The sequence below is a fragment of the Pseudomonas sp. LB3P14 genome, from assembly GCF_054898045.1.
Map to the genome: position 1 here is coordinate 2714520 of NZ_CM142714.1, position 21639 is coordinate 2736158.

Genomic DNA, 21639 nt, shown 5'->3' on the forward strand with positions numbered 1-21639 from the left:
CTCAACCTCCAATGATCGGCAATGGCGCACGTTCGGACACCAGTTTCGCGTCGCGCATCGCCTGCCAGAAAGCAGCGGGAATGACGGCGGACATCGCGGCAACGTCTTCAGCGATCCGGTCTGGACGGCTGGAACCTGGAATCACCGCCGCCACGGCCGGGTTAGCCAACGAGAATTGCAATGCGGCAGCCTTGATGTCGACACCATGAGCGGCTGCGATGCGTTTGATCTGCTCGACTTTATTGATAATCGCCGGGCTGGCCTTCTGGTATTCGAAGTGTGTGCCACCGGCCAAAATGCCCGAACTGTAAGGACCACCGACCACGATCTCGACGTTCTGCGCCAGCGCGGCGTCCATCAGACGTTGCAAGGCACGATCGTGGTCGAGAAGAGTGTAGCGACCCGCCAGCAGAAAACCGTCCGGCTGGGCTTCGGTCAGATCAAGGGTCAATTCGCAAGGTTCGACCTTGTTCACGCCCAGGCCCCAGCCCTTGATCACGCCTTCTTCGCGCAGGCGGGTCAGCACTTTGAAGGCGCCGGTGCGGGCCTGGTTGAAGTATTCCAGCCATTGATCGCCGTAAAAGTCCTGAGCGATGTCATGCACCCAGACGATGTCCAGACGATCGGTTTGCAGACGCTTGAGGCTGTCTTCGATGGAGCGCATCGTCGCGTCGGCGCTGTAGTCGTTGACGATCTTGTTCGGGCGACCGTGTTCGAACACACCGCTTTTTTCGCCCAAGTCACGGGCCGCCGCGTCTTCGACTTCATCGAGAATGACTCGGCCGACCTTGCTGCTGAGTACATAGTCGTCGCGGTTGTACCGGGACAGCGCGGCGCCCAGACGAATTTCCGACAGGCCCGAACCGTAAAACGGCGCGGTGTCGAAGTAGCGCACGCCGGCATCCCAGGCAGCGTGGACGGTGGCCATCGCTTCTTCTTCGGGAATGGCGCGGAACATGTTGCCCAATGGGGCGGTACCGAAACCGAGGGTGCCAGGCAGTTTATCTTTCAAGCTCATGGGTGATTCCTCTTGAGTGTCAGGGGTCAGCAGAGGTGACCGTTGAGTAGATCCTAGATTGCGATGATCGGACCGTCCAAGACATAATGCGCAGCACTTGAGTCCCCAGAGGTCTGACATGATCGACATCCGCCAATTGCGCTACTTCGTCGCCGTCGCCGAAGAAGAACACGTCGGTCGCGCCGCCGAACGCCTGCACATTTCCCAGTCGCCCCTGAGTCGACAGATCGCCCAGCTCGAAGAACGCCTGGGCTTGACCCTGTTCGAACGCAGCCAGCAACGCATTCGCCTGACCCGCGATGGCCAGACCTTCCTCGCTGAAACCCGTGCCCTGCTGACCCATGCCAATCGACTTGAGTCCCTGGGCAAGCGCCTCGGTCGCGGCGAAGAAGGCGGGTTGTGCATCGGCTACATCGAAAACGCCATGCACGCCGGCGTGCTGCCGAATGCCCTGCGGGTGCTGCGCGTCGACCGACCGAACGTACACGTCGCGCTGTACAACCTGAATTCTGCCGAACAGCTCGAAGGCTTGCGTCAGCGTAGTCTGGACATCGCACTGGTCAGCGAACCGCCCGTCGCCGATGACCCGGACCTGCTGGGTTTCCAGGTACTGGACGATCCAATGTTGCTGGCCCTGCCCGAGCATCATCCTTTGGCGAACAACACAACACTGACCCCGGCAGACCTGGCCGACCAGGAATGGATCGGCGTGCAACCGCGCCAGGACGCCGCCAGCCGCGACGATTTTGTCAGCGCCTGCATCCGCGCCGGTTTCACCCCGGACATCCGCATGGAAGCCACCGAACCTTTCACCGCGTTGGGGCTGGTGGCGTCGGGGCTCGGTATCGCGATGATTCAGAAAGGCCTGAGCCGCAACGCACCGCCGGGCGTGGTGCTGCGGGAAGTGCCGTGGATTTCCTTCACCACACCGCTGTGGGCCGCGTGGCACCGGATCAATTTGCGACCGCTGGTGGAGACGTTCAGGAAAGTGCTTACAGAATCAGAGCCGGCCACATGATCGTTCCCACGCTCTGCGTGGGAATGCAGCCCGGGACGCTCCGCGTCCCTTTCGAAAGCTGGAACGCGGAGCGTCCCTTGAGGCATTCCCACGCAGAGCATGGGAACGATCAAATCCAACGAGTGAGGTTTGATCAAGCGGGCCTGCAGTTTTATGCTTTGACTCGTTTCCCTTCTGCCGACTACAACAGCCATTCGCAGGTCATTTTTCAGGGAAACCTCACATGCCCGACAGCAAAACCGGATTGCCCGCCAGCCTGGCGATAACACTGGCGCTGTGTTGCGGCTTTTCGGTAGCAACCATCTACTACAACCAAACCATGCTGCCGTTGATTGGCGCCACGTTCAGTATCTCGGGCGCCCATGTCGGCCAGATCGCCATGCTCACCCAACTCGGCTACGCCCTCGGCCTGTTGCTGTTTGTGCCGTTGGGTGACAGGGTGACGCGTCGCTCGCTGATCCTCGGCATGTTGAGCCTGAACTTCCTCAGCCTGATTGCTTCCGCCGTCGCGCCGACCTACTCATTGTTGCTGCTGGCGAGCGTGGTGCTGGGCCTGTCGGCGGTCAGTGCACAGATCATTATTCCCGCCGCCACCGCCCTCGCGCACCCGGACCAACGGGGCAGCGTGTTGGGCATGATGGTCAGTGGCTTGTCCGCGGGTGGCCTGTTGGCTCGGGCCCTGAGTGGTGCCGTCAGTACCGGGATCGGATGGCGCGGGATGTTCTTCGCCGCAGCGGCGATGAACGTGCTGCTGTTTGTCGCGATCCTGATGCGCATGCCGGTCACCGCGCCGTCCAGCACACTGCCCTATCTGGACCTGATCAAGTCGATGTGGAAACTGGTGCGCGACCACCCGACGCTGCGTCGTTCCTCAGTCAGCGGTGGCCTGATCTTTGGGGCGTTGAATGTGTTCTGGGGATCGATGGCGTCGTTGCTGGCGCTGGAGCCTTATCACTATTCCAGTGGTCAGGCCGGACTGTTCGGGCTCTCGGCGATTGTCGGGATATTAGCCGCCTCCTCGCTCGGTCGACTCACCCAGCATTACGGCATCAAGCTCAGTTACCTGGGAACCGGCGCGGTGCTGTTGGCTTTCATTGCCTTGTACCTGGGCGGTGCGGCCGGTGCCTGGTGGTTGATTCTCGCGTGCGCCACTGCGCTGGACATCGGCAACCGGGCCAACCAACTGGCCAATCAGGCACGCATTCTGGCACTGGCCCCGGAGGCGGTCAGCCGCTTGAACACGGTGTTCATGGTCACCTACTTCACCGGCGGCGCGCTGGGATCGGCGCTTGGTTCCAGCGCTGCCGAGTATTACGGTTGGCCAGGTCTGGCGGTGGTTGGTGCGTTGTTTGCGTTATTCGGTCTGATCTCGATCTTTCACTCCAGACGCGCCAACACCCCCCGAGCATGATCGTTCCCACGCTCTGCGTGGGGGGGGGTAAGCTCCCTCGCCACACGTTTGGTGCTTTACTGAAAAGATCCCGAAACCCAGCGAGAAGCCAGGATGAACCGCAACGACCTGCGCCGCGTCGACATGAACCTGCTGGTGATTTTCGAAACCTTGATGTTCGAAAGGAACCTGACCCGGGCCGGGGAGAAACTGTTCCTCGGCCAGCCCGCCGTCAGTGCCTCCCTGGCCAAGTTGCGCGATCTGTTCGACGACCCGCTGCTGGTGCGTAACGGTCGTGTCCTGGAACCGACCCATCGAGCCCTGGCGATCCTCAAGGAATTGCAGCCGGCGATGGACACCATCTCCGGCGCGGTCAGCCGGGCCAAGGATTTCGACCCGTCCACCAGCCGCGACGTGTTTCGCATCGGCCTCTCCGACGACGCCGAGTTCGGCCTGTTTCCCCCGCTGCTCAAGCAAATACGCGAAGAGGCGCAGAACGTCGTGGTGGTGGTGCGTCGGGTGAATTTCCTGCTGATGTCGTCGATGCTGGCCAGCGGGGAGATTTCCGTCGGGATCAGCTACACCACGGAACTGCCGGCCAACGCCAAGCGCAAGAAGCTGCGGGACCTGAGCGTCAAGATCCTGCGCGGCGATAACCGGCCCGGCACCCTGACCCTGGATGAATACTGCGAACGACCTCACGCGCTGGTGTCATTTTCCGGGGATTTGACTGGGGCCATCGACAATGACCTCGCGCGCATCGGTCGTTCGCGTCGGGTGGTGCTGGCAGTGCCGCAGTTCGCCGGCCTGCGTGCCTTGTTGGCGGGCACCGACATGCTCGCCACCGTGCCGGATTACGCGGCGTGCGCGCTGATCGAAGGCAGCAGCCAGCTGCGTGCCGACGACGCGCCGTTTGACATCGTGCTGTCCGAACTGTCCATGGTCTGGAACGGCGTCAACGATAACGATCCGGCAGAACGTTGGTTGCGCTCGCGAATAGCCCAACACATGTCGGCGCCACTGCCGGGGCATTAATCGATTTGAAAGACTCGGGGTCGGTTTCGCGCAGGTATACCGGCAGGTCAGTGACCGGCGGCATGGCCGGAATCTCGAAATACATCTGGATCACCCAGCCGCGGTGATAACTGGAGTGATTGGCCACATGCATCAGTATCGCGCCGGCGCTCATGGTGCCGCTTTCCCCTGAGACAAAGGTGAACTCGACGGGTTTATCCAGCGAGGCATCGGTCTGCCGGGCGCTCCAGTCGCAGTACCAGCGATCGATGTCCTTTTGCGCCATGCGCAGCTCAGCGAGGTCGGGATGCAGCAGATCGTGTGACGTCTTGAAGCCGTGCCCTCGGCCTTCGAGGTGGGCCTTCCAAATGCAGTCCACCACGTAGATGTGGTTCAGGGTGCCGATCATGTTCTTGAACACCGACACGCGCTCTTTGTTGACCTCACCCGGCGGCAGCGCGGCCAGGCTATCAAAGAGGCGCTGATTGGCCCAGCGTTTGTAATCGGCAAGCATGCGGGCAGTGCGTACGTTGATCATCAGAGGTCCCCCATTGCAATGGGCGTAATTCCAAGCATACCCCTCACAGGGAGCGGCATTGCAAACGCTGATTACCGGTACTTAAGCCGTAACGCGACCTGTGTAGCAGCTGCCGAGCCTGCGAGGCTGCGTTCGGCTGCGAAGCAGTCGCTAAACCATACGCTGCGGTGTGTCAGATAAACCGAGTGCGCAGGTTTTACGACGGCTACGCCGCCGAACGCAGCCTCGCAGGCTCGGCAGCTGCTATGTATGGACTCGCCCCCACTGTCTACCCGCTTTTGAAAAACCGCCGCCCCGTTGCATCTATGTATTAGGCCTATTCGAGGAAGCCGTCTTCGGCTTCTGGCCAAAATTGGAAGAGCTCGTGGTATGCCGATTACAGTCAGGCCTCGAAGGCCAGTAGCAGCTAAGGCATCAATCCACGCCGGTCTTACCTGGGGTCAATTTTTTTCAGCAAAGGGCCGGACAGTTAGTACCTCGGTGGCAGAACTCTGTCGCTCAGTGGCTCATCGTCGCTTGCTGGCCATCACCAGCCTGGCGACGATAAGTCTGGTCATTCTGTAGAAGCACCCAGACGATTCGCAGGTTGCGGTTGGCTAACCTGACCGCAGCCTCCTTACGGCCCAGTCGGCTCATCCAGCGCAACAAGCGGCGGTCATCGGGTTGCTGGGAATCAGGTCGTAGTTGTTGCAGTACCGCATGGGCTCCCTGGATCATCAGGCTGCGTAAATAAACATCGCCGCGCTTGGTCATGTCCCCCAGCCGGACCGTCTGCCCGCTGCTGTGCTGGTCAGGCACCATGCCAAAGTACGCGGCAAACTTGCGGGCATTGGGAAATCGCTCAGGCTTGGTTTCCTTGGCCACCAGTGCCGTGGCAGTGACTGGGCCGATGCCGCGCACAGTCATCAGTCGCTTCGCCGTCATGTCGGCGTTGGCGGCCACTTCCAGGCGCCCCGTCAGCACGCTGATGCGTTCGCCCAAATGGCGCCACTCGGCCAACAGTTCGTCGATCAGTTCACGCAGCAGGCCCGGCACCGGCTGGGTGGCATCTTCCAGTACCCGCGGAATTTTCTGGCTGATCGCAACATCGCCCTGCGCCAAGGCCACGCCATGCTCGAGCAGCAGGCCGCGCATCTGATTACTCACCGCCGTGCGTCGACGCACATAGCCTTGGCGGGCGCGATGCAACGCCTGCATTGCCAGCGCCGCAACGCTTTTGACCGGCACTGCGTAGATCTTTTCATCGCGACCAGCCCGCAGAATCGCCAGCGCATCGTTGCGATCATTTTTAGGCCCGCTGCGATGTGTGGCCACCAAACCGGCTGGAAGAATCCGCGCCAGATTGCCTTGGTCTTGCAGCTGCCGGGCCCAGGCTTGAGCACCCGGACCGGTCTCCATCAGAACCACGACATGAGGCGGCAACTGGCGTAGAAACTCATAAAACGCCTCGCGCGACTTGATCCGTTGCTCGTAGTGCACCTGGCCGAGGACGTCTTCACCGGCGACCTGAAAGACCTGCTTGGCCAGATCGACCGCCACGGTTGTGCAGGCCGACAAATCGGAAGAAGACAGGGATTGATCAATCGAAGTATGCTTTTTCATGAACTCGCCCTCGCTGTCGTTGGCTGTTTAGACTGCCATCGTGGCGCATTGACGCCTCGGCTTGGGCGAGTCCATCCAATTACACAGATCGCGTAGCGATTTAAATTGTGGAAAGCCGCTGCACCACCCGATCGGCCAGCGCCAGGCAACTGGTCAAACCCGGTGATTCGATACCGAACAGGTTCACCAGCCCCGGCACACCATGCTCGGCCGGGCCACTGATGACGAAGTCGGCAGCCGGTTCGGTCGGCCCGGTGATTTTCGGGCGGATGCCGCTGTAGGCCGGTTGCAGGCTGTCATCGGGCAACGCCGGCCAGTAGCGCCGGATCGCCCCGTAGAACCCGTCGGCTCGGCGTGGATCAACACGATAATCAACGTGTTCGACCCATTCGACGTCCGGCCCGAAGCGCGCCTGGCCGCCCAGATCCAGCGTCATGTGCACGCCCAGCCCCGCACTTTCCGGGGCCGGATACACCAAATGCCGGAACGGCGCCCGGCCGCTGAAACTGAAATAGCTGCCCTTGCACAATCGTGCCTCGGGAACGTACTGAGTTGGCAGACCTTCAATCCGGCTCGCCACCTCAGGCGCGGACAGTCCGGCGCAATTGATCAACTCACGGCAGCTCAAGGTCATCGGTTGGGCGCCGCCCATCTGCAGTTCGAAACCTTGCTCGGTGCAACGGGCCGACGCCAGCGGCGTATGAAAGGCTAGCGAAGTGCCGCTGGCCTCAGCATCCGCCTGAAGCGCCAGCATTAAGGCATGGGAATCGACAATCCCGGTGGAAGGCGACCAGAGCGCTGCGACGCAGGACACTGCCGGTTCAAGTTCGCGCGCCTGTTCGGCGTCCAGCCATTGCAGGTCATCGACGCCGTTGCGCTGGCCTTGCTTCAGCAAGCTGCGCAAAGCCTCACGCTGCGGGTCATCGGTGGCCACGATCAGCTTGCCCAAGCGCTGGTAATCGACGCCGCGCTCATCGCAAAAGGCGTAAAGGCGTTGTTTGCCCTCCACACACAATTGCGCCTTGAGGCTGCCGCTCGGGTAGTAAATGCCGGCGTGGATCACTTCCGAATTGCGCGAACTGATCCCCACGCCAATGCCCTCGCCCGCCTCGACCAGGATCACTTCCCGCCCGCTCCGGGCCAGGGCCCTGGCGACCGCCAGCCCGACCACTCCGGTCCCGACCACTACGCATTCGATGTCGACGCTCACTTGCCCTTCGCTCCTTTCACGCCAGCCCTCGTTCCCGATAATCGATCAGGCTGGAGAATATCGCCAGCAGCATGGCCATGACCACGAAGAAGATCAGCACCAGGAAATACGACCCGGTGAACTGCACGATCAGCCCGATCAGGATCGGCACGATCACCCCGGCCATGTTCCCGCAGAAGTTCATGGTGCCGGCCAGTACGCCGGTTTTCGAAGTGCCGCCGAGGATCGACGGAATGCACCAGTACATGCCGCACCAACGAATGAAAAACATCGCCACGCACAGCAGGCCAATCGCTTTGCTGGCCTCGCTCGTATAAGCCACCGCCAGCATGCACAGGGCCGCTACCAGCGAAGAGCCGCTGAACATGCTGCGCATGACCAGGTTGGGCGAAGCGCCGCTGGACTTCCATTTGTCACCGAGATAACCGCCGACCAGCTCGCCGACAAAACCGCACATGAAGATCAGGAACGTCGCCCCGCCCATGCTCGAAATGTTCAGGCCGTGGGTCTGGTGCAGGTAGCTCGGCATCCAGGTCAGCAAGCCGTAGAACACGCTGAGGATGCAGCAATAACCGGCGAACATGGCCAATACCGAGCGATCCTTGAGCAGCTCTTTGAATGGGATGCTGGTGACCGCGCCGGGTTGGCCGACTTTGGTATTGCCCTCGGTGATGTGCGCCAGTTCCGCGGCATTGACCCCAGGGTGTTCGCTGGGATGGTTGCGGATGTATTTCCAGGCCAGCACGCCGGCGAGCATGGTGCCGATGCCGGCGATCACGAAGGCGATGCGCCAGGAGTCAAACCAGCCGATCAGGCCGGCAATGATGATCGCGCCGAAGGCACTGCCCAGCGGTGCGCCACCGTCGACCAGCACTGCGCCGCGCCCACGTTCGTTAGGGGTCAGCCAGGCGCCGTTGAGCTTGGCCCCGGCCGGCATGATCGGCGACTCGGCGATGCCCAGGCCCATGCGGGTGATCAGCAGCGTGACCCAGTTGTGCGCGCCGGCGGCCAGGGCCTGAAAGGCGCCCCAGGCGACGGTCGCGATGACGATCACACGGCGAGTCTGGAAACGGTCCAGCAGCAGGCCGCCGGGAATCTGCATCAACGCGTAGGACCAGAAAAACGCGCTGAGCATCAAGCCTTCCAACGCTGGCGGGATCTGGAACTCGCTGGAAATCAGCGGCAAGGCCACCGACAGCGAGGCGCGGTCGATGTAGTTGATGGCGGTCAGCAGCAACATGATGAGGAAGATCCGCCAGCGCACGCTGGTGGGGCGCTCGGTTGCAGACGCGGCTGTCAGCCGCAGTGTTTCGGCACTCGGATTGTTCATGAGGGGCACTCTTATTGTTGTGAAGGCTTGCGGCCCCACTCTAATCACGCACCCGACAGCTGGATAATGAGGGGATCTGATTGGGGGATCACCGATCGTCATCCCCCCAATCGATCAGAACGTGCCGGGGTAGCTGCCGCCGTCCAGCAACAGGTTTTGCCCGGTGAGGAAACCGGCGTGGGCGCTGCAGATGAACGCGCAGTAGGCGCCGAACTCATCGGGCTGGCCGAAACGCTGGGCCGGAACGTGCTTGCGCCGCTGCTCGCTGATGCTCTCCACCGTGGTGCTGTTGGCGTCGGCGGCGGCACTCAGGGTCTTGTGCAAGCGCTCGGTCTCGAACGGCCCCGGCAGCAAGTTGTTGATCGTCACGTTGTGCCCGGCCAACCGCGACTGACGCGCGAGCCCGGCGATGAAACCGGTCAACCCGCTGCGGGCGCCGTTCGACAGGCCCAGCACATCGATCGGTGCCTTCACCGCGCCAGAAGTGATGTTGACGATGCGCCCGAAACCGCGCTCGGCCATGCCATCGACGCAGGCCTTGATCAGCTCGATGGGCGTGAGCATGTTGGCATCCAGCGCCTTCAACCAGTCTTCACGCTGCCAGTCGCGGAAGTCACCCGGCGGCGGACCGCCAGCGTTATTGACCAGGATGTCCACCTGCGGACACGCGGCCAACACCTGCTCGCGCACAGCAGGTGTGCTGATGTCCCCGGCCACCGTGCGCACTTCAATGGTCGGTGCCAGGCTGCGCAACTCTGCGGCGGCAGCCTGCAAGGTTTCGTCGCCACGGGCGTTGATCACCAGGTTGACGCCCTCCTTCGCCAAGGCTCGCGCGCAGGCCAGACCCAAGCCCTTGCTGGCGGCGCAGACGATTGCCCAGCGACCCGAAATAGCCAAATCCATGACATTGCTCCTGTTGGTTTGAAAACCTTACGTTACCACTGCAATACACCTTCTCAGGGGATGACAAAGAGTGATCACCGGATCAGACCTTTTCATTATCAGCCGCCCGCAACGCTAATTACTGTCTGGGGACCAATAAGAACCGGAGATCCACATGAACCCGTTCCAGTTTTATTTCCCCACGACCTTGAAGAGCGGCAACGGCCTGGTGCGTCAGGCCGGTGCATTGCTCAAGCCGCATGTTCGAAAAAAACTGCTGGTGGTCACCGACGAAGGGCTGATGGCGTCGGGCGTGTTGGAAAGCTTTTTCACCTCGCTGGCCGACAGTGACATCCATTACGAAGTGTTTTCCGGCGTAGAACCCAACCCCACCACCGACGTGCTGGAGCGCGCCGTAGCGTTCCTGAAAAACCATGAATGCGACTCGGTGATCGGCGTCGGTGGCGGCAGCAGCATCGACACCGCCAAAGGTGTGGCAGCCATGGCCACCAACCCCGGCAACATCCTCGACTACGAGGGCTACGACAAACTGCTGCACCCGCCACTGCCGATTTTCGCCATTCCGACCACCTCCGGCACCGGCAGCGAATGCACTGCGTCCACCGTCTTCACCAACACCCAAACCCTGTTCAAGACTGTGATCATCAGCCCGGCGTTATTTCCGAAACTGGCGATTCTCGACGCCGAACTGACGCTCAAACTACCGCCGTCGATCACCGCTGCGACCGGCATGGACGCGTTGACCCACGCCATCGAGTCCTACGTGTCGAAGCAGGCCAACCCGGTCAGCCATGCCCTGGCGCTGCAAGCGATCAAGATGATCTGCACGCACCTGCCGAAAGCGTTTTTCAGCGGCTCCGACCTGCACGCCCGGGAACAGATGCTGCTCGGTTCGTTCCTCGCCGGCGTCGCGTTTGCTCAATCGAAACTGGGCAACGTGCATGCGATCTCCCACACCTTCGGCGGTGTGTTCAACATTCCCCATGGCATCGCCAACGCCACACTGCTGCCCTACGTCATCGAATACAACCTGGCGGCGTGCCCGGAGCTGTTTCGTGAAATCGCCATTGCCATGGGCGAGAACGTCGACGGCCTGAGCGTTGCCCGCGCCGGGCACAAAGTGGTGGAACACGTGGTGGCACTGAACAGGGCCATCGGCATTCCCGACAACATCAAGGACCTGGGCGTGGACCTCGACTACATGCCGCAAATGGTCAGCGACTCGATGCGCAGCGGCAACGTGCTGGTCAACCCACGTCTGACCACCGCTGCCGACATCGAGCGAATCATCAGCAACGCCTGGCACGGCACTCATTCTTAAAGAGACGACTCCCATGTATTACGAAATGCGCACCTACACGATTCAGATCGGAAAAATGCAAACCTACCTCAAGCACTTTGAAGAAACCGGTTTGCCGGTGATCTCCCGCTACACCACGCTGGTGGGCTGGTGGTACACCGAAATCGGCGAGCTGAATCAGGTCATCCACATCTGGGCGTACGAGAGCCTCGATGACCGGATCAAAAAACGCGCCGCGCTGTATCAAGACCCCGACTGGCTCGAAGGTTTCGTGCCGAAAGCGTTCCCGATGCTGGAAAAGATGGAATCCAAATTGCTGATGCCGGCAGATTTTTCCCCGATCAAATAATCGACAGGCAACACAAAACCTGTGGGAGCGGGCTTGCCCGCGATGAGGGAGTGTCAGGCGACATTGATGTTGTCTGACACACCGCTATCGCGGGCAAGCCCGCTCCCACAGGGACTGTGAAGGTCTGCTGGATCCCTCGGCACCTGCTCAAACCAAGGACAACCTCATGTGCGACCACAATCCCAATAACACCGCCGTTGACCGTTCTCCCGACATCAAGGCCTTGCTCGAAGGCCTGCCAACCAACTGGGGAAAATGGGGGCCAGACGATGAAGTCGGTGCCCTGAATTACCTGCAAAGCGCAGAAATCCTCCGCGGCATCGCCTCGGTCCGCCAGGGCAAGACCTTTACCCTGCAAGTGCAGATCGGCCATCCCAAAGGCGAACCACTGTGGCCCGGCCGACGCCCGTCGATGCGGGTCAACGTGTTGGACAAGGGCCATTTCCTGGCCGGCAAAACCCACTTCGACGGTCATGTGGAATACGCCGACGACGTGATCTTCATGCACCTGCAAGGCTCGACCCAATACGACGCGCTGGGCCACGTCTGGCATGACAACAAACTGTGGAATGGCTACGACGCCATGAGCACCATCGGCAGCATGGACAAGGCCAGCATCCTGCCGATTGCCGAGCGCGGGATTGTCGGGCGCGCCGTGTTGATCGACATGGCCCGCCATCGCGGCAAGTCCGTGCTGGACAAGGGCGAGACGTTTAATCACCTGGACCTGCTGGCTGCGGCGAAAGCCCAGGGCATTGAGATCCAGAAGCGCGACATCCTGATCATCCGCACCGGCTGGATCGGCTCGTTCTATGAGCGTGAACCGGAAGAGTTCTACAAGGACTTCGCCGAGCCTGGCCTGACCTTCAGCCGCGAGCTGGTGGAATGGTTTCACCAGATGGAAATCCCCAACCTGGTGACCGACACCATGGCCAACGAAGTGGCGGTCGACCCGACCTCGGGCGTGCTGATCCCGCTGCACAATGCCTTGATGCGCAACCTCGGCGTGACCTTCACCGAAGTGGCGATGCTCGACGACCTGGCCACAGATTGTGCCGAAGACGGCCAGTGGCAGTTCCTCTACACCGCCGCGCCATTGAAGGTCGTTGGCGGTACGGGCGCACCGGTGAATCCGATCGTGATCAAGTAATCAGGTCCTGCTTCAGTTCGTTGATCAGCAGGGTTGCCGCCGGGGACAAGTCGGCGCCGGCCCGGCTGATCACGCCGTAAGGCTCGATCAACGCACGCAACGACACCGGCAGCTTCACCAGCAAGTCGAATTGCTCGCAGAACCCGGCGACTTCCACCGGGATTACCGCCAACAAGGTCGGGTCCTGTTGCACCAGCAGCATGGTGGCAAAAATCGACGAGGTTTCCAGCGGATAACGTGGAATTTGCAACCCGGCCTCGTTGAGCTCGCGCTCCAGTGCTTGGCGCATCGGCATGTCTTTGGGATAGACCAACCAACGATAATCGCTCAACTGCGACAGCTGCAAAGACTCGGCACACGCCAGCGGGTGGTCTTTGCTGGCCACCACCGCCAAAGGTTCTTCGCTCAATTCGATGCAGTCGTAAGCGTCCGAGCGCTGGCCGACGCTGGTACGACAAATCGCCAGATCCAGCCGTCCCTGATCCAGCAACCCGAGTAATGTGGCGCTGGTGTTTTCCACCAGTTCGACAGACAGCTGCGGCTGTTTGAGGCGCAACTGCGTCAAGGCCCGGGTCAGCAACGGCACTGCGCCCATGATCACGCCTACTGAAAGTCGCCCGCCATGGCCCTGCATGATGCTCAGCATTTCTTCGTGCAGGTGCTCGACATCACTGTGGATCAGCCGTGCGTAACGAATCATGCAGCGACCCATTTCGTTGGCCACCAGGCCTTTGGGCTGGCGTTCGAACAGCGGCATGCCGAGCAACGATTCGACCTCATGCAACGCCTTGGTGGCGCCGGACTGAGAAATCGAAATGTGCTCGGCGGCCTTGTGCAAGGAGCCGCGATCATCCAGCGCGATCAACAATCGCAGTTGTTTGAGGCGCAAGCGTGCAGCGATGCTGCCAAGGGAAGGAACCATGTCCGTGTGTTCTCGATTCAAGGGGTAAACCAATGACGGCGGCTATCAGTGAATGGCGACCGGGTTGATGTTGACCTGGGTCGAACCCTTGTACAGCGGCTGCCCCAGCACGAACATGAATTCCCACGCTTTATCCTTCACCAGCGCGCGGCTGTCGATCAACTCAAGGTTGTAGATGCCGTTCTTGGCCAGCATGAATTGGTTGACCGGGAATTCCTGGCCGTCTTTGGCCGGGTAAATTTCCGAAGCCCAAGTGTCGCCGCCGAATGCGACGATCTGCTTGTCCACCAGCCACTTGGCCGCAGCCATGCCGATGCCCGGTTCCACGGCGAGGAATTTTTCATTGTCCTTGCCCAGCAGCTCCAGCCAACCGGTGTTGAACAGCACCACATCACCCTTCTGAATGCTGATGCCTTGCAGGTCCAGCGCCTTTTGAATGTCGGCAACAGTAAATTCGGTTTTCTCCGGCACGATGGCGCTGCCGTACACCGCGGTCATGTCCAGCACTACGCCACGGGTGACGATTGGCGGGACCTTTTCGATGCCGAGCTTTTTCACTCCTTCGACGGTCACGAAATCCGCTGCGCGGTTGCCGTTGTAGTAGACGTTGTCGATACCGATGTGGCCGATGCCGTTGAGCTGCGTGCCGACGCCCGTCCAGCCCACCACCAGTTCATCGTTGAAGGTGAATTTGTTCGGTCCCATCGTGGTGCCGCCCGCTTCGCCCGGCTGGATGTTGGTCAGGTGAAAACTGCGATGACGGAAGGCTGGCAGGGTTTTGTCGATGGGTACGGCCAAGGGGTAGGTTTTGCCGGTCTTGATCAGTTTCGAGGCGTTGATCACCGACTCGGCGTTGAGCAGGTTCAGCGCGCCGATTTCATCGTTGGCGCCGTATTTGGAGGGGTACCATTTTTCAGTGTCTGCGGCCTGGGCGGCGCTGAAGGTGAAGAGCAAGGTGAAGGGCAGTATCAAGCGATTCAGCATGAGGGGGTCCTTTTGGAGTAGCGGTGGACCCAAGGTACGCAGCCCGTCTGTGGGGAAACAGACAGGAATGGGCAATACATTTGTTCTGGATTGTCACGAGTAATGCGAGTGCCGTAGGAGCGAGGCTTGCCCGCGAAGAACAACAACGCGGTGTGTCAGACCTGACGCCTTCGCGAGCAAGCTTCGCTCCTACAGTGCCTGGCGACTACCCAGGCTTGTGGTTGTCCAATACCCGATTGACCGCTAACTCACCCAACATGATCACCCGTTGCAGCACCAGCATCGTTTGCCGTCGTGGGCCGTCCGTTAAGTCGGTGAGATCGTTGACTATGGCGCTGGCTGCTGCCAACGATTCGCAGGCTTCGACGAGCAACGTTTCGTCATCCACCGCTGCGTCGATGGTGAAAATGGTGCTGGGCTTGCGGGGCGGTATCTGCGTTTTCGACGCCCCAGGGTCGAGGTAGAAGCTGAGTGCGCGGTCGGCCGCCTCTTTCATTTTCTTGGGGTCAAGATCAAGAAAGGCGTCGTAGGGTAGCGGACTGGTATTCGGGGGGTTGGGTGTGACTTTGAACATAGATGAAACTCCTACTACAAATTTTAAGGAGCCATCACCCTCGCTACCAAACGATGGGTGACGGCCATACGTGGGTTGGTAGACCGGCTGTAGTAGGAACCCGGCGCTCACAAAGGAGCCCCACGCATGACCACCATAAAAAGCAAAGCCCCAAAAAAAGGAGACTGCATAAGGTGTTGCCATACGGCTACAACAGGCGGGCTACCAAACCCGATCACTGTTTTGCAGTGACAGGGAAACGATATAGCCCGCCCCACAGCCGCACAAGCCAGCGGATTCTGGCGTACGCGTAGGTAACGACGCAAGGCGTTGTAGCCGCTTATGACGTAACACCGAGTGTCTTTAAACGCATGTCGTTAAACAGGTTTATGCGGTGTGCCGGCTGACGCCATCGTCGGAACGCCGCCCGGAGCAAGCTCGCTCCCACAGGGGTCTGTGGCAACCACAAATCTTGCGGAGTTAGCCATCGCGCCTATATCTAGGGCTTGGCGATCGCGATACGCCAAACCTTATTCCCGACATCATCGGCCACCAACAACGCTCCGCCCTGATCAAGCGTGACGCCCACCGGACGCCCTTGCGCTTCGCCATCGGCATTGAGGAAACCGGTCAAAAAATCGACCGGCATGCCTGAAGGCTTTCCGTCGGTGAAGGGAATGAACACCACCTTATAGCCCGCCTGCGGGTTACGGTTCCACGAGCCATGTTCACCGACGAAAACGCCATGGGAGAAGTTTTCCGGCATACCACGCGAATCAGAGAACGTCAGGCCCAGCGGTGCGACGTGAGTGCCCAGCGCGTAGTCCGGCGCGATGGCCGTGGCCACTTTATCCGGGCGCGGGGGTTCCACTCGGGTGTCGACATGGCTGCCGTAGTAGCTCCACGGCCAGCCGTAAAACGCACCGTCTTTCACCGACGTCAGGTAATCCGGCACAAGGTCGCTGCCGATTTCATCGCGCTCATTGACCACCGTCCACAACTGCGTCGAGCCCGGTTTCCAGGCAAGCCCGTTGGGGTTACGCAGGCCGCTGGCAAACAGACGCTTGCTGCCGCTTTTGACGTCTACCTCCCAAATCGCTGCGCGCCCGTCCTCTGCATCAAGGCCGTTCTCGCCAACATTGCTGTTGGAACCGACTGTGACGTACAGCTTGGTTCCCTCAGGGTTGGCGAGGACATTCTTGGTCCAGTGGTGATTGATGCCTGCGGGCAGATCGGTCACTTTCACCGGCGTTGCACTCACCTCGGTTTGCCCCGTGCTGTAAGGCACTTTGACCACGGCGTCGGCATTGGCAATAAACAGCTCATTGCCCACCAATGCCATGCCAAAAGGCGACGTCAGGCCGGACATGAACACCTTGCGCACCTCCGCGTGGCCATCACCGTCGGCATCGCGCAACAAGGTAATCCGATTGGCGCTCGGTGCGTCGGCGCCCACCCGTCCCATCACAAACCCCATGGCCGTGCGTTTTGCCCAGGCGATCGGCCCGGTGCCACCGTCAGTAGCCCCTTCCGGCATCGGCGGGTGGTTGCTCTCGGCAACCAGCACATCGCCATTGGGCAGCGTGTACACCCAGCGCGGGTGATCGAGGTTCTCGGCCAGCGCGGTCACTTTGAAACCGGCCGGTGCCTTGGGCATGTCATTACCCGCCCAACCGATCGCTTTGGACACCTTTAATGTGGGGATCAGCGAGGTGGTGGGTTCAGGCAATTGCGGGGACGGACCGACGCTGGCCTGAGACTGCAATTTGGAAGACTCACCACACGCGGTGAGCAGCGCGGCAGTGGTCATCAGGAGCGCAAGTCGGTTGGACACATTCATTGTTCGAACCTCGCAACGGCCATCCGTGGGCCAATTATTGGGCAGGCAAAATCCTGGTGAAGTATCCCGGCGAGGGCCCGTTTCAAACACCGCGCCTGTCGCAAATCAATTTTGCTTGAAACGCATGAATGCGAGCCTCCAAAGCCGGGCACTATCCCAATCGCCCGTTTCTATGCGCCCTGAGCTCAAGTGGGGTTCAACAAGGCCTCTCGTAGCAGCCTGGCTGCTGGAGAGTCCGGCACGCCTTTGCGCGAAACCAGCTCGTACGGTTCGCTGCGCGAGGTGATGGGCAGCGGCAGCGTGGTGGTGAAACCGTAGCCGGAGCAAAACTTCGCCACATCGGTCGACACCAATGCGACGAGGGTCGGGTTTTCCTGAAGCAACGACAGGGTGGCAAACGCCGACGTGGTTTCCAGCAGGTGCACCGGAAAACGCAGGTCGGCCTCATGGAATTCCCGCTCCAACAGCAAGCGCATGGGCATATTGGCGCGATAAACCACCCAGCGGTAATCCACCAGGTCTTTCAGTGATAACTGCCGGGCATAGGCGAACGGATGCTGAGTGCTGGCGATCACCGCCAGGGTTTCTTCGACGAATGTCGAGCTCTCATACAAGTAGGGCGTGGTGCTGATGGTCGTACGGCAGATCGCAAGGTCCAGGCGCCCGGCGTCAAGCTGGCTGAGCAGTGCGGCGCTGGTGTCTTCGACGATCTCGATGGACAGCTTCGGGTGGTCGGCGATCACCCGGCTGATCGCGGTGGTCAGCAGCGGGACGGCGCCCATGATGGTGCCGACCGACACGCGCCCACCCTCCCCGCTCATGATGCCGATGATCTCTTCGCGCAGATGCGCAAGGTCGGTCTGGATCAGCCTGGCGTAGCGAATGACCGAGCGCCCGGCATCGTTCGGCTCAAGCCCGCGGTTAGTGCGGGTGAACAGCGCGGTGCCGAACGTGGTTTCAATTTCTTGCAGGGCTTTACTGGCGCCCGGCTGTGTCAGCGCGACCTGTTTGGCCGCGCCCAGCAAGGAGCCGTGTTCATCAAGGGCTATCAACAAGCGCAGCTGCTTGATGTGCAGGCGGGACATGATCGAATTGAGTGAGGGCGTCATCAGGGTTAACTAAAAGTTATAGAGGTATCGAAAGTTGTCAGTATCGAGGCTCGCCACGACGGCCCTATAGTCCACCCCACAACCAGGCAATGCAATGGGTTTGACCAGAGAGCGAAAGCCTTCCTGCCGCAGACCGATTGCAACAATAACAATCCTGTATAACTTGTGGTGAATCATGTCCCTCATCAATTACGTCACCAAAATCCAGTTCGGCTACGACAGCCTGGAGCATCTGGCCGCCGAAGCCGAGCGCGCGGGCATTACCCGGCCGCTGATTGTCACCGACATCGGCGTGCGCAATGCCGGCATCGTCGACAAGGTCATCGCAGCCCTCGGCGCCAGTCTTCCCCCTTCGATTTTCGACGCCACCCCGCCCAACCCCAACGAACACGCCGTACGTGAAGCCGTCGCGCAATACCACCTCGGCGAGTGCAACGGCATCATTGCGGTCGGCGGTGGTTCTTCCATTGATCTGGCCAAAGGCGTCGCTGTCTGCGCCACGCACGACGGTCCTCTGCACAGCTTTGCGGTGATCGAAGGCGGACTCGACCGCATCACCTCTGCTACCGCGCCGCTGATCGCCATTCCTACCACGGCGGGCACCGGTAGCGAAGTCGGCCGAGGCGCCATCCTGATCCTCGACGATGGTCGCAAGGTGGGCGTAATCTCACCTTTTGTGGTGCCTCGCGTGGCCATCTGCGACCCGGAACTGACCCTGGGTTTGCCACCGATGCTGACCGCCGCCACCGGCATGGACGCGATCGCTCACTGCATCGAAACGTTCATGGCGCCGGCCTTCAACCCTGCAGCAGATGGCATTGCCCTCGACGGCTTGTGGCGCGCCTGGGAACACATCGAGCGCGCCACCGCCGAACCCGGCGATCGCGAAGCGCGAATGAACATGATGAGCGCGTCGATGCAGGGCGCGCTGGCCTTCCAGAAGGGACTGGGCTGCGTGCACAGCTTGTCCCACGCCTTGGGCAGCATCAATCCGAAGCTGCACCACGGCACCTTGAACGCGATTTTTCTGCCCGCGGTCGTGGACTTCAACGCTAACGCTCCCACCGTTCGCGATGAGCGCAAGCTTGAACGCCTGCGGCACGCCATGGGCCTTGAGGCAGACGCCAATATCGGCACGGCCATCGAAGACATGACCCGACGCCTGGGCCTGCCGACCCGCCTGAGCGAAATCGGCGTCGACGAAAGCCTGTTTGCCGGCATCGTCGAAGGCGCATTGCACGATCACAGCCACAAGACCAACCCCCGCGAAGCGTCTTCCGCGGACTACCTGTCGATGCTCGAACAATCGCTGTAAGCAGCCGCTATCCAACAACAATAAATCAGGAGGCATCCGCGTCGTCGGCCGAGCCGACGCCAGCGGAACAATCATGAAGCCCACCGTCCTTATCGAACGGCAAGAAGCCATTGCCATCGTCACCCTCAGCCATCCGGGAAAAATGAACGCCCTGACCTTGTCCATGTGGCAGGACCTGGGTGATGTCATGACCGAGTTGTCCGCCGACGCCAGCGTACGCTGCGTCATATTGCGCGGTGCCGGCGAACAAGCCTTTGCCGCCGGCGCCGATGTCAGCGAGTTTCCGACCGTGCGCGCCAACCAGGCTCAAGCCCGCGACTATGCCGAAGTCACCTCGGCGGCCATGCGCGCCGTGATCGACTGCCCGCACCCGGTCATCGCGATGATCCACGGCGTGTGCGTCGGCGGCGGCCTGGAAATCGCCGCGCTCTGCGACCTGCGAATCTGCGGCACTTCCAGTCGTTTCGGCGCGCCGGTTGGCAAGCTGGGCCTGGTCATGTCGTATGACGAAATGGCAGGTCTGGTGGCATTGGCTGGACGCTCGACGACCCTGGAGATTCTTCTCGAAGGTCGCATTCTCGACGCCAACGACGCCTACGTAAAAAACCTCGTGACCCGCGTCGTACCCGATACCGAAGTCGAAAGCGAAACCCTCGCCACCGCCCAGCGCATCGTCAATGGTGCGCCCCTCGTTGCCCGCTGGCATCGCCAGGCCGCACGCCAGCTTGAGGCCGGCGTTGCACCCACCGTCGAGCAGACCGACGCCAGTTACTCCTGCTACGACACCGAAGATTTTCAGATCGGTCTGAACGCTTTCATCGAGAAAGCCCGACCACAGTTCAAGGGGAAATGACATGGGACCGCTGACAGGAATGCGCGTGGTAGAACTGGCTCACATCATGTCCGGACCGGTGTGCGGAATGATGCTGGCCGACATGGGTGCCGACGTGGTGAAGGTCGAGAAAGTCCCGGGCGGTGATGATTCGCGCCGCTTCTCGCCGATCATGGACAGTGGTGAATCCGCCTCGTTCATGGTGGTGAACCGCAACAAACGCGGGATTGGCCTGAACCTGAAAACCGAGGGCGGGCGCGACGTGTTGCGCCGCCTCTTGATGGACGCCGATGTGGTGACGGAAAACTTCCGTGCCGGCACCATGGAGAAGTTCGGCCTGGGTTATGAAACGCTGAAAACCCTCAATCCAGGGCTGATCTACTGCGCGATCTCCGGCTACGGCCGCAGTGGCCCGTTTGGCGAAAAAGGCGGTTTCGACCTGATCGCCCAGGGCATGAGCGGCATGATGAGCATGACCGGTGAAGCCGGGCGTGAACCGGTCAAGGCCGGTTCGCCAGTCGCTGATATCAACTCCGGCATTTTCGCCGCTCTCGGCATCTGCGCAGCGTACGCCGCCAAACAGAAAACCGGCCTCGGGCAGATGGTCGACACCTCGTTGTTCGAAGCCGGTCTGCAACAGATGTACTGGCCGGCGGCTGCGTATTTCGCCGACGGCACCATCCTGCCGAAGATGGGTTCGGCCAACTCCACCAGCGCGCCTTATCAGGTGTTCCGCACGGCGGACGGCTGGATCAACATTGGTGCCGCCAACCAGGCCAACTACGAACGGCTGGTCGAGGCGCTCGCCGTGCCACAACTCGAAGCGGACCCACGATTCGCCAGCAACGCGTTGCGCATGGAGCACCGTCTGGCCCTGGTGGAAATCCTCAACGAAGTCCTGGTCGCGCGCACCACGGATGAATGGATGGTGCTGTTCGACAGCCTCGGCTTGCCTGCCGGGCCGGTCCTCGATATCGCGGCGGCGCTGGCTCATCCACAAACCGAAGCACGCGGCATGGTCGTCGAGACCCAACACCCGACCGAAGGCAGGGTACGCGGCATGGGCTTGCCGATTCATTTCTCCGACATGGACAACGCCGCGCCGCCGACCAGTCGGCATGCCCCGCTGCTCGGTGAACACACCCGCGAAGTGCTGAAAGAAAGCGGCTACGCGGAAGACGAAATCGACGAACTGATTCGAACCCAGGCGGTGGTGGCACTCGCGTCCTGACCTGTTTCCGAAACCTAATCATTAAAACAAA

At 60.8% G+C, this 21639-nt stretch carries 20 protein-coding genes; 9 read left to right on the forward strand and 11 right to left on the reverse strand.

The features are described from left to right. Position 1: 1 nt before the first annotated feature. Positions 2–1018: an aldo/keto reductase gene (locus ACYZT5_RS12555; protein ID WP_462051379.1), complete on the reverse strand. Its 1017-nt coding sequence runs from the start codon at positions 1016–1018 to the stop codon at positions 2–4. Between the two features lie 118 nt (positions 1019–1136). Between ACYZT5_RS12555 and ACYZT5_RS12560 the strand changes: the two genes are divergently transcribed. The 3 genes from ACYZT5_RS12560 to ACYZT5_RS12570 all read left to right on the forward strand — a co-directional run bounded on the left by ACYZT5_RS12560 (position 1137) and on the right by ACYZT5_RS12570 (position 4461). Next, complete coding sequence (locus ACYZT5_RS12560) at positions 1137–2036, forward strand: LysR substrate-binding domain-containing protein (RefSeq protein WP_462051380.1); 900 nt, start codon at positions 1137–1139, stop codon at positions 2034–2036. 223 nt (positions 2037–2259) lie between these two features. Next, positions 2260–3447 carry an MFS transporter gene (locus tag ACYZT5_RS12565; RefSeq protein WP_462051381.1) on the forward strand — a complete coding sequence of 396 codons (1188 nt, stop codon included), beginning with the start codon at positions 2260–2262 and terminating at the stop codon, positions 3445–3447. Between the two features lie 93 nt (positions 3448–3540). Beyond that, positions 3541–4461, forward strand: coding sequence for a LysR substrate-binding domain-containing protein (locus ACYZT5_RS12570; RefSeq protein ID WP_462051382.1), 921 nt, complete (start codon positions 3541–3543; stop codon positions 4459–4461). Here ACYZT5_RS12570 and ACYZT5_RS12575 read toward each other — a convergent pair. The 5 genes from ACYZT5_RS12575 to ACYZT5_RS12595 form a co-directional block, all read right to left on the reverse strand. Next, positions 4382–4978 carry a DinB family protein gene (locus tag ACYZT5_RS12575; protein ID WP_462051383.1) on the reverse strand — a complete coding sequence of 199 codons (597 nt, stop codon included), beginning with the start codon at positions 4976–4978 and terminating at the stop codon, positions 4382–4384. The genes ACYZT5_RS12570 and ACYZT5_RS12575 overlap by 80 nt on opposite strands. Positions 4979–5476: 498 nt before the next feature. Further along, positions 5477–6535 carry an IS110 family RNA-guided transposase gene (locus ACYZT5_RS12580; protein WP_462052202.1) on the reverse strand — a complete coding sequence of 353 codons (1059 nt, stop codon included), beginning with the start codon at positions 6533–6535 and terminating at the stop codon, positions 5477–5479. Positions 6536–6680: 145 nt separating this feature from the next. Next, positions 6681–7790 (reverse strand): NAD(P)/FAD-dependent oxidoreductase, encoded by a 1110-nt coding sequence (locus ACYZT5_RS12585; protein ID WP_462051384.1) that lies wholly within the window; start codon positions 7788–7790, stop codon positions 6681–6683. A 16-nt stretch (positions 7791–7806) separates the two neighbouring features. Continuing rightward, positions 7807–9120 (reverse strand): MFS transporter, encoded by a 1314-nt coding sequence (locus tag ACYZT5_RS12590; RefSeq protein WP_462051385.1) that lies wholly within the window; start codon positions 9118–9120, stop codon positions 7807–7809. Positions 9121–9234: 114 nt separating this feature from the next. Then, positions 9235–10023, reverse strand: coding sequence for an SDR family oxidoreductase (locus ACYZT5_RS12595; RefSeq protein ID WP_462051386.1), 789 nt, complete (start codon positions 10021–10023; stop codon positions 9235–9237). A gap of 154 nt (positions 10024–10177) precedes the next feature. Here ACYZT5_RS12595 and ACYZT5_RS12600 point away from each other — a divergent pair, with 154 nt between their 5' ends. From ACYZT5_RS12600 to ACYZT5_RS12610, 3 genes are all read left to right on the forward strand, one after another. Next, complete coding sequence (locus tag ACYZT5_RS12600; RefSeq protein WP_462051387.1) at positions 10178–11344, forward strand: iron-containing alcohol dehydrogenase; 1167 nt, start codon at positions 10178–10180, stop codon at positions 11342–11344. A 13-nt stretch (positions 11345–11357) separates the two neighbouring features. After that, positions 11358–11672: an NIPSNAP family protein gene (locus tag ACYZT5_RS12605; protein WP_462051388.1), complete on the forward strand. Its 315-nt coding sequence runs from the start codon at positions 11358–11360 to the stop codon at positions 11670–11672. A 166-nt stretch (positions 11673–11838) separates the two neighbouring features. After that, on the forward strand, positions 11839–12822 hold the full coding sequence (locus ACYZT5_RS12610) for a cyclase family protein (protein WP_462051389.1): 984 nt from the start codon (positions 11839–11841) through the stop codon (positions 12820–12822). On the opposite strand, the gene ACYZT5_RS12615 is transcribed toward ACYZT5_RS12610, so the two are convergent. The 5 genes from ACYZT5_RS12615 to ACYZT5_RS12635 all read right to left on the reverse strand — a co-directional run bounded on the left by ACYZT5_RS12615 (position 12815) and on the right by ACYZT5_RS12635 (position 18230). Further along, complete coding sequence (locus ACYZT5_RS12615; RefSeq protein ID WP_462051390.1) at positions 12815–13744, reverse strand: LysR family transcriptional regulator; 930 nt, start codon at positions 13742–13744, stop codon at positions 12815–12817. The two genes, ACYZT5_RS12610 and ACYZT5_RS12615, sit on opposite strands and share 8 nt — an antisense overlap. A gap of 45 nt (positions 13745–13789) precedes the next feature. Further along, complete coding sequence (locus ACYZT5_RS12620; protein WP_462051391.1) at positions 13790–14728, reverse strand: cyclase family protein; 939 nt, start codon at positions 14726–14728, stop codon at positions 13790–13792. A gap of 205 nt (positions 14729–14933) precedes the next feature. Next, a complete protein-coding gene (locus ACYZT5_RS12625; protein ID WP_462051392.1) occupies positions 14934–15302 on the reverse strand; it encodes a DUF6124 family protein in 369 nt (122 codons plus the stop codon). 478 nt (positions 15303–15780) lie between these two features. Continuing rightward, on the reverse strand, positions 15781–17121 hold the full coding sequence (locus ACYZT5_RS12630) for a PQQ-dependent sugar dehydrogenase (protein WP_462051393.1): 1341 nt from the start codon (positions 17119–17121) through the stop codon (positions 15781–15783). A gap of 185 nt (positions 17122–17306) precedes the next feature. Beyond that, positions 17307–18230: a LysR family transcriptional regulator gene (locus ACYZT5_RS12635; RefSeq protein ID WP_462051394.1), complete on the reverse strand. Its 924-nt coding sequence runs from the start codon at positions 18228–18230 to the stop codon at positions 17307–17309. A gap of 175 nt (positions 18231–18405) precedes the next feature. On the opposite strand from ACYZT5_RS12635, the gene ACYZT5_RS12640 reads away from it, so the two are divergent. From ACYZT5_RS12640 to ACYZT5_RS12650, 3 genes are all read left to right on the forward strand, one after another. Further along, on the forward strand, positions 18406–19545 hold the full coding sequence (locus ACYZT5_RS12640; RefSeq protein WP_462051395.1) for an iron-containing alcohol dehydrogenase: 1140 nt from the start codon (positions 18406–18408) through the stop codon (positions 19543–19545). Positions 19546–19618: 73 nt separating this feature from the next. Then, positions 19619–20398, forward strand: coding sequence for an enoyl-CoA hydratase-related protein (locus ACYZT5_RS12645; protein ID WP_462051396.1), 780 nt, complete (start codon positions 19619–19621; stop codon positions 20396–20398). Between the two features lies 1 nt (position 20399). After that, complete coding sequence (locus tag ACYZT5_RS12650) at positions 20400–21608, forward strand: CaiB/BaiF CoA transferase family protein (RefSeq protein WP_462051397.1); 1209 nt, start codon at positions 20400–20402, stop codon at positions 21606–21608. The last annotated feature ends 31 nt before the right edge of the window (positions 21609–21639 follow it).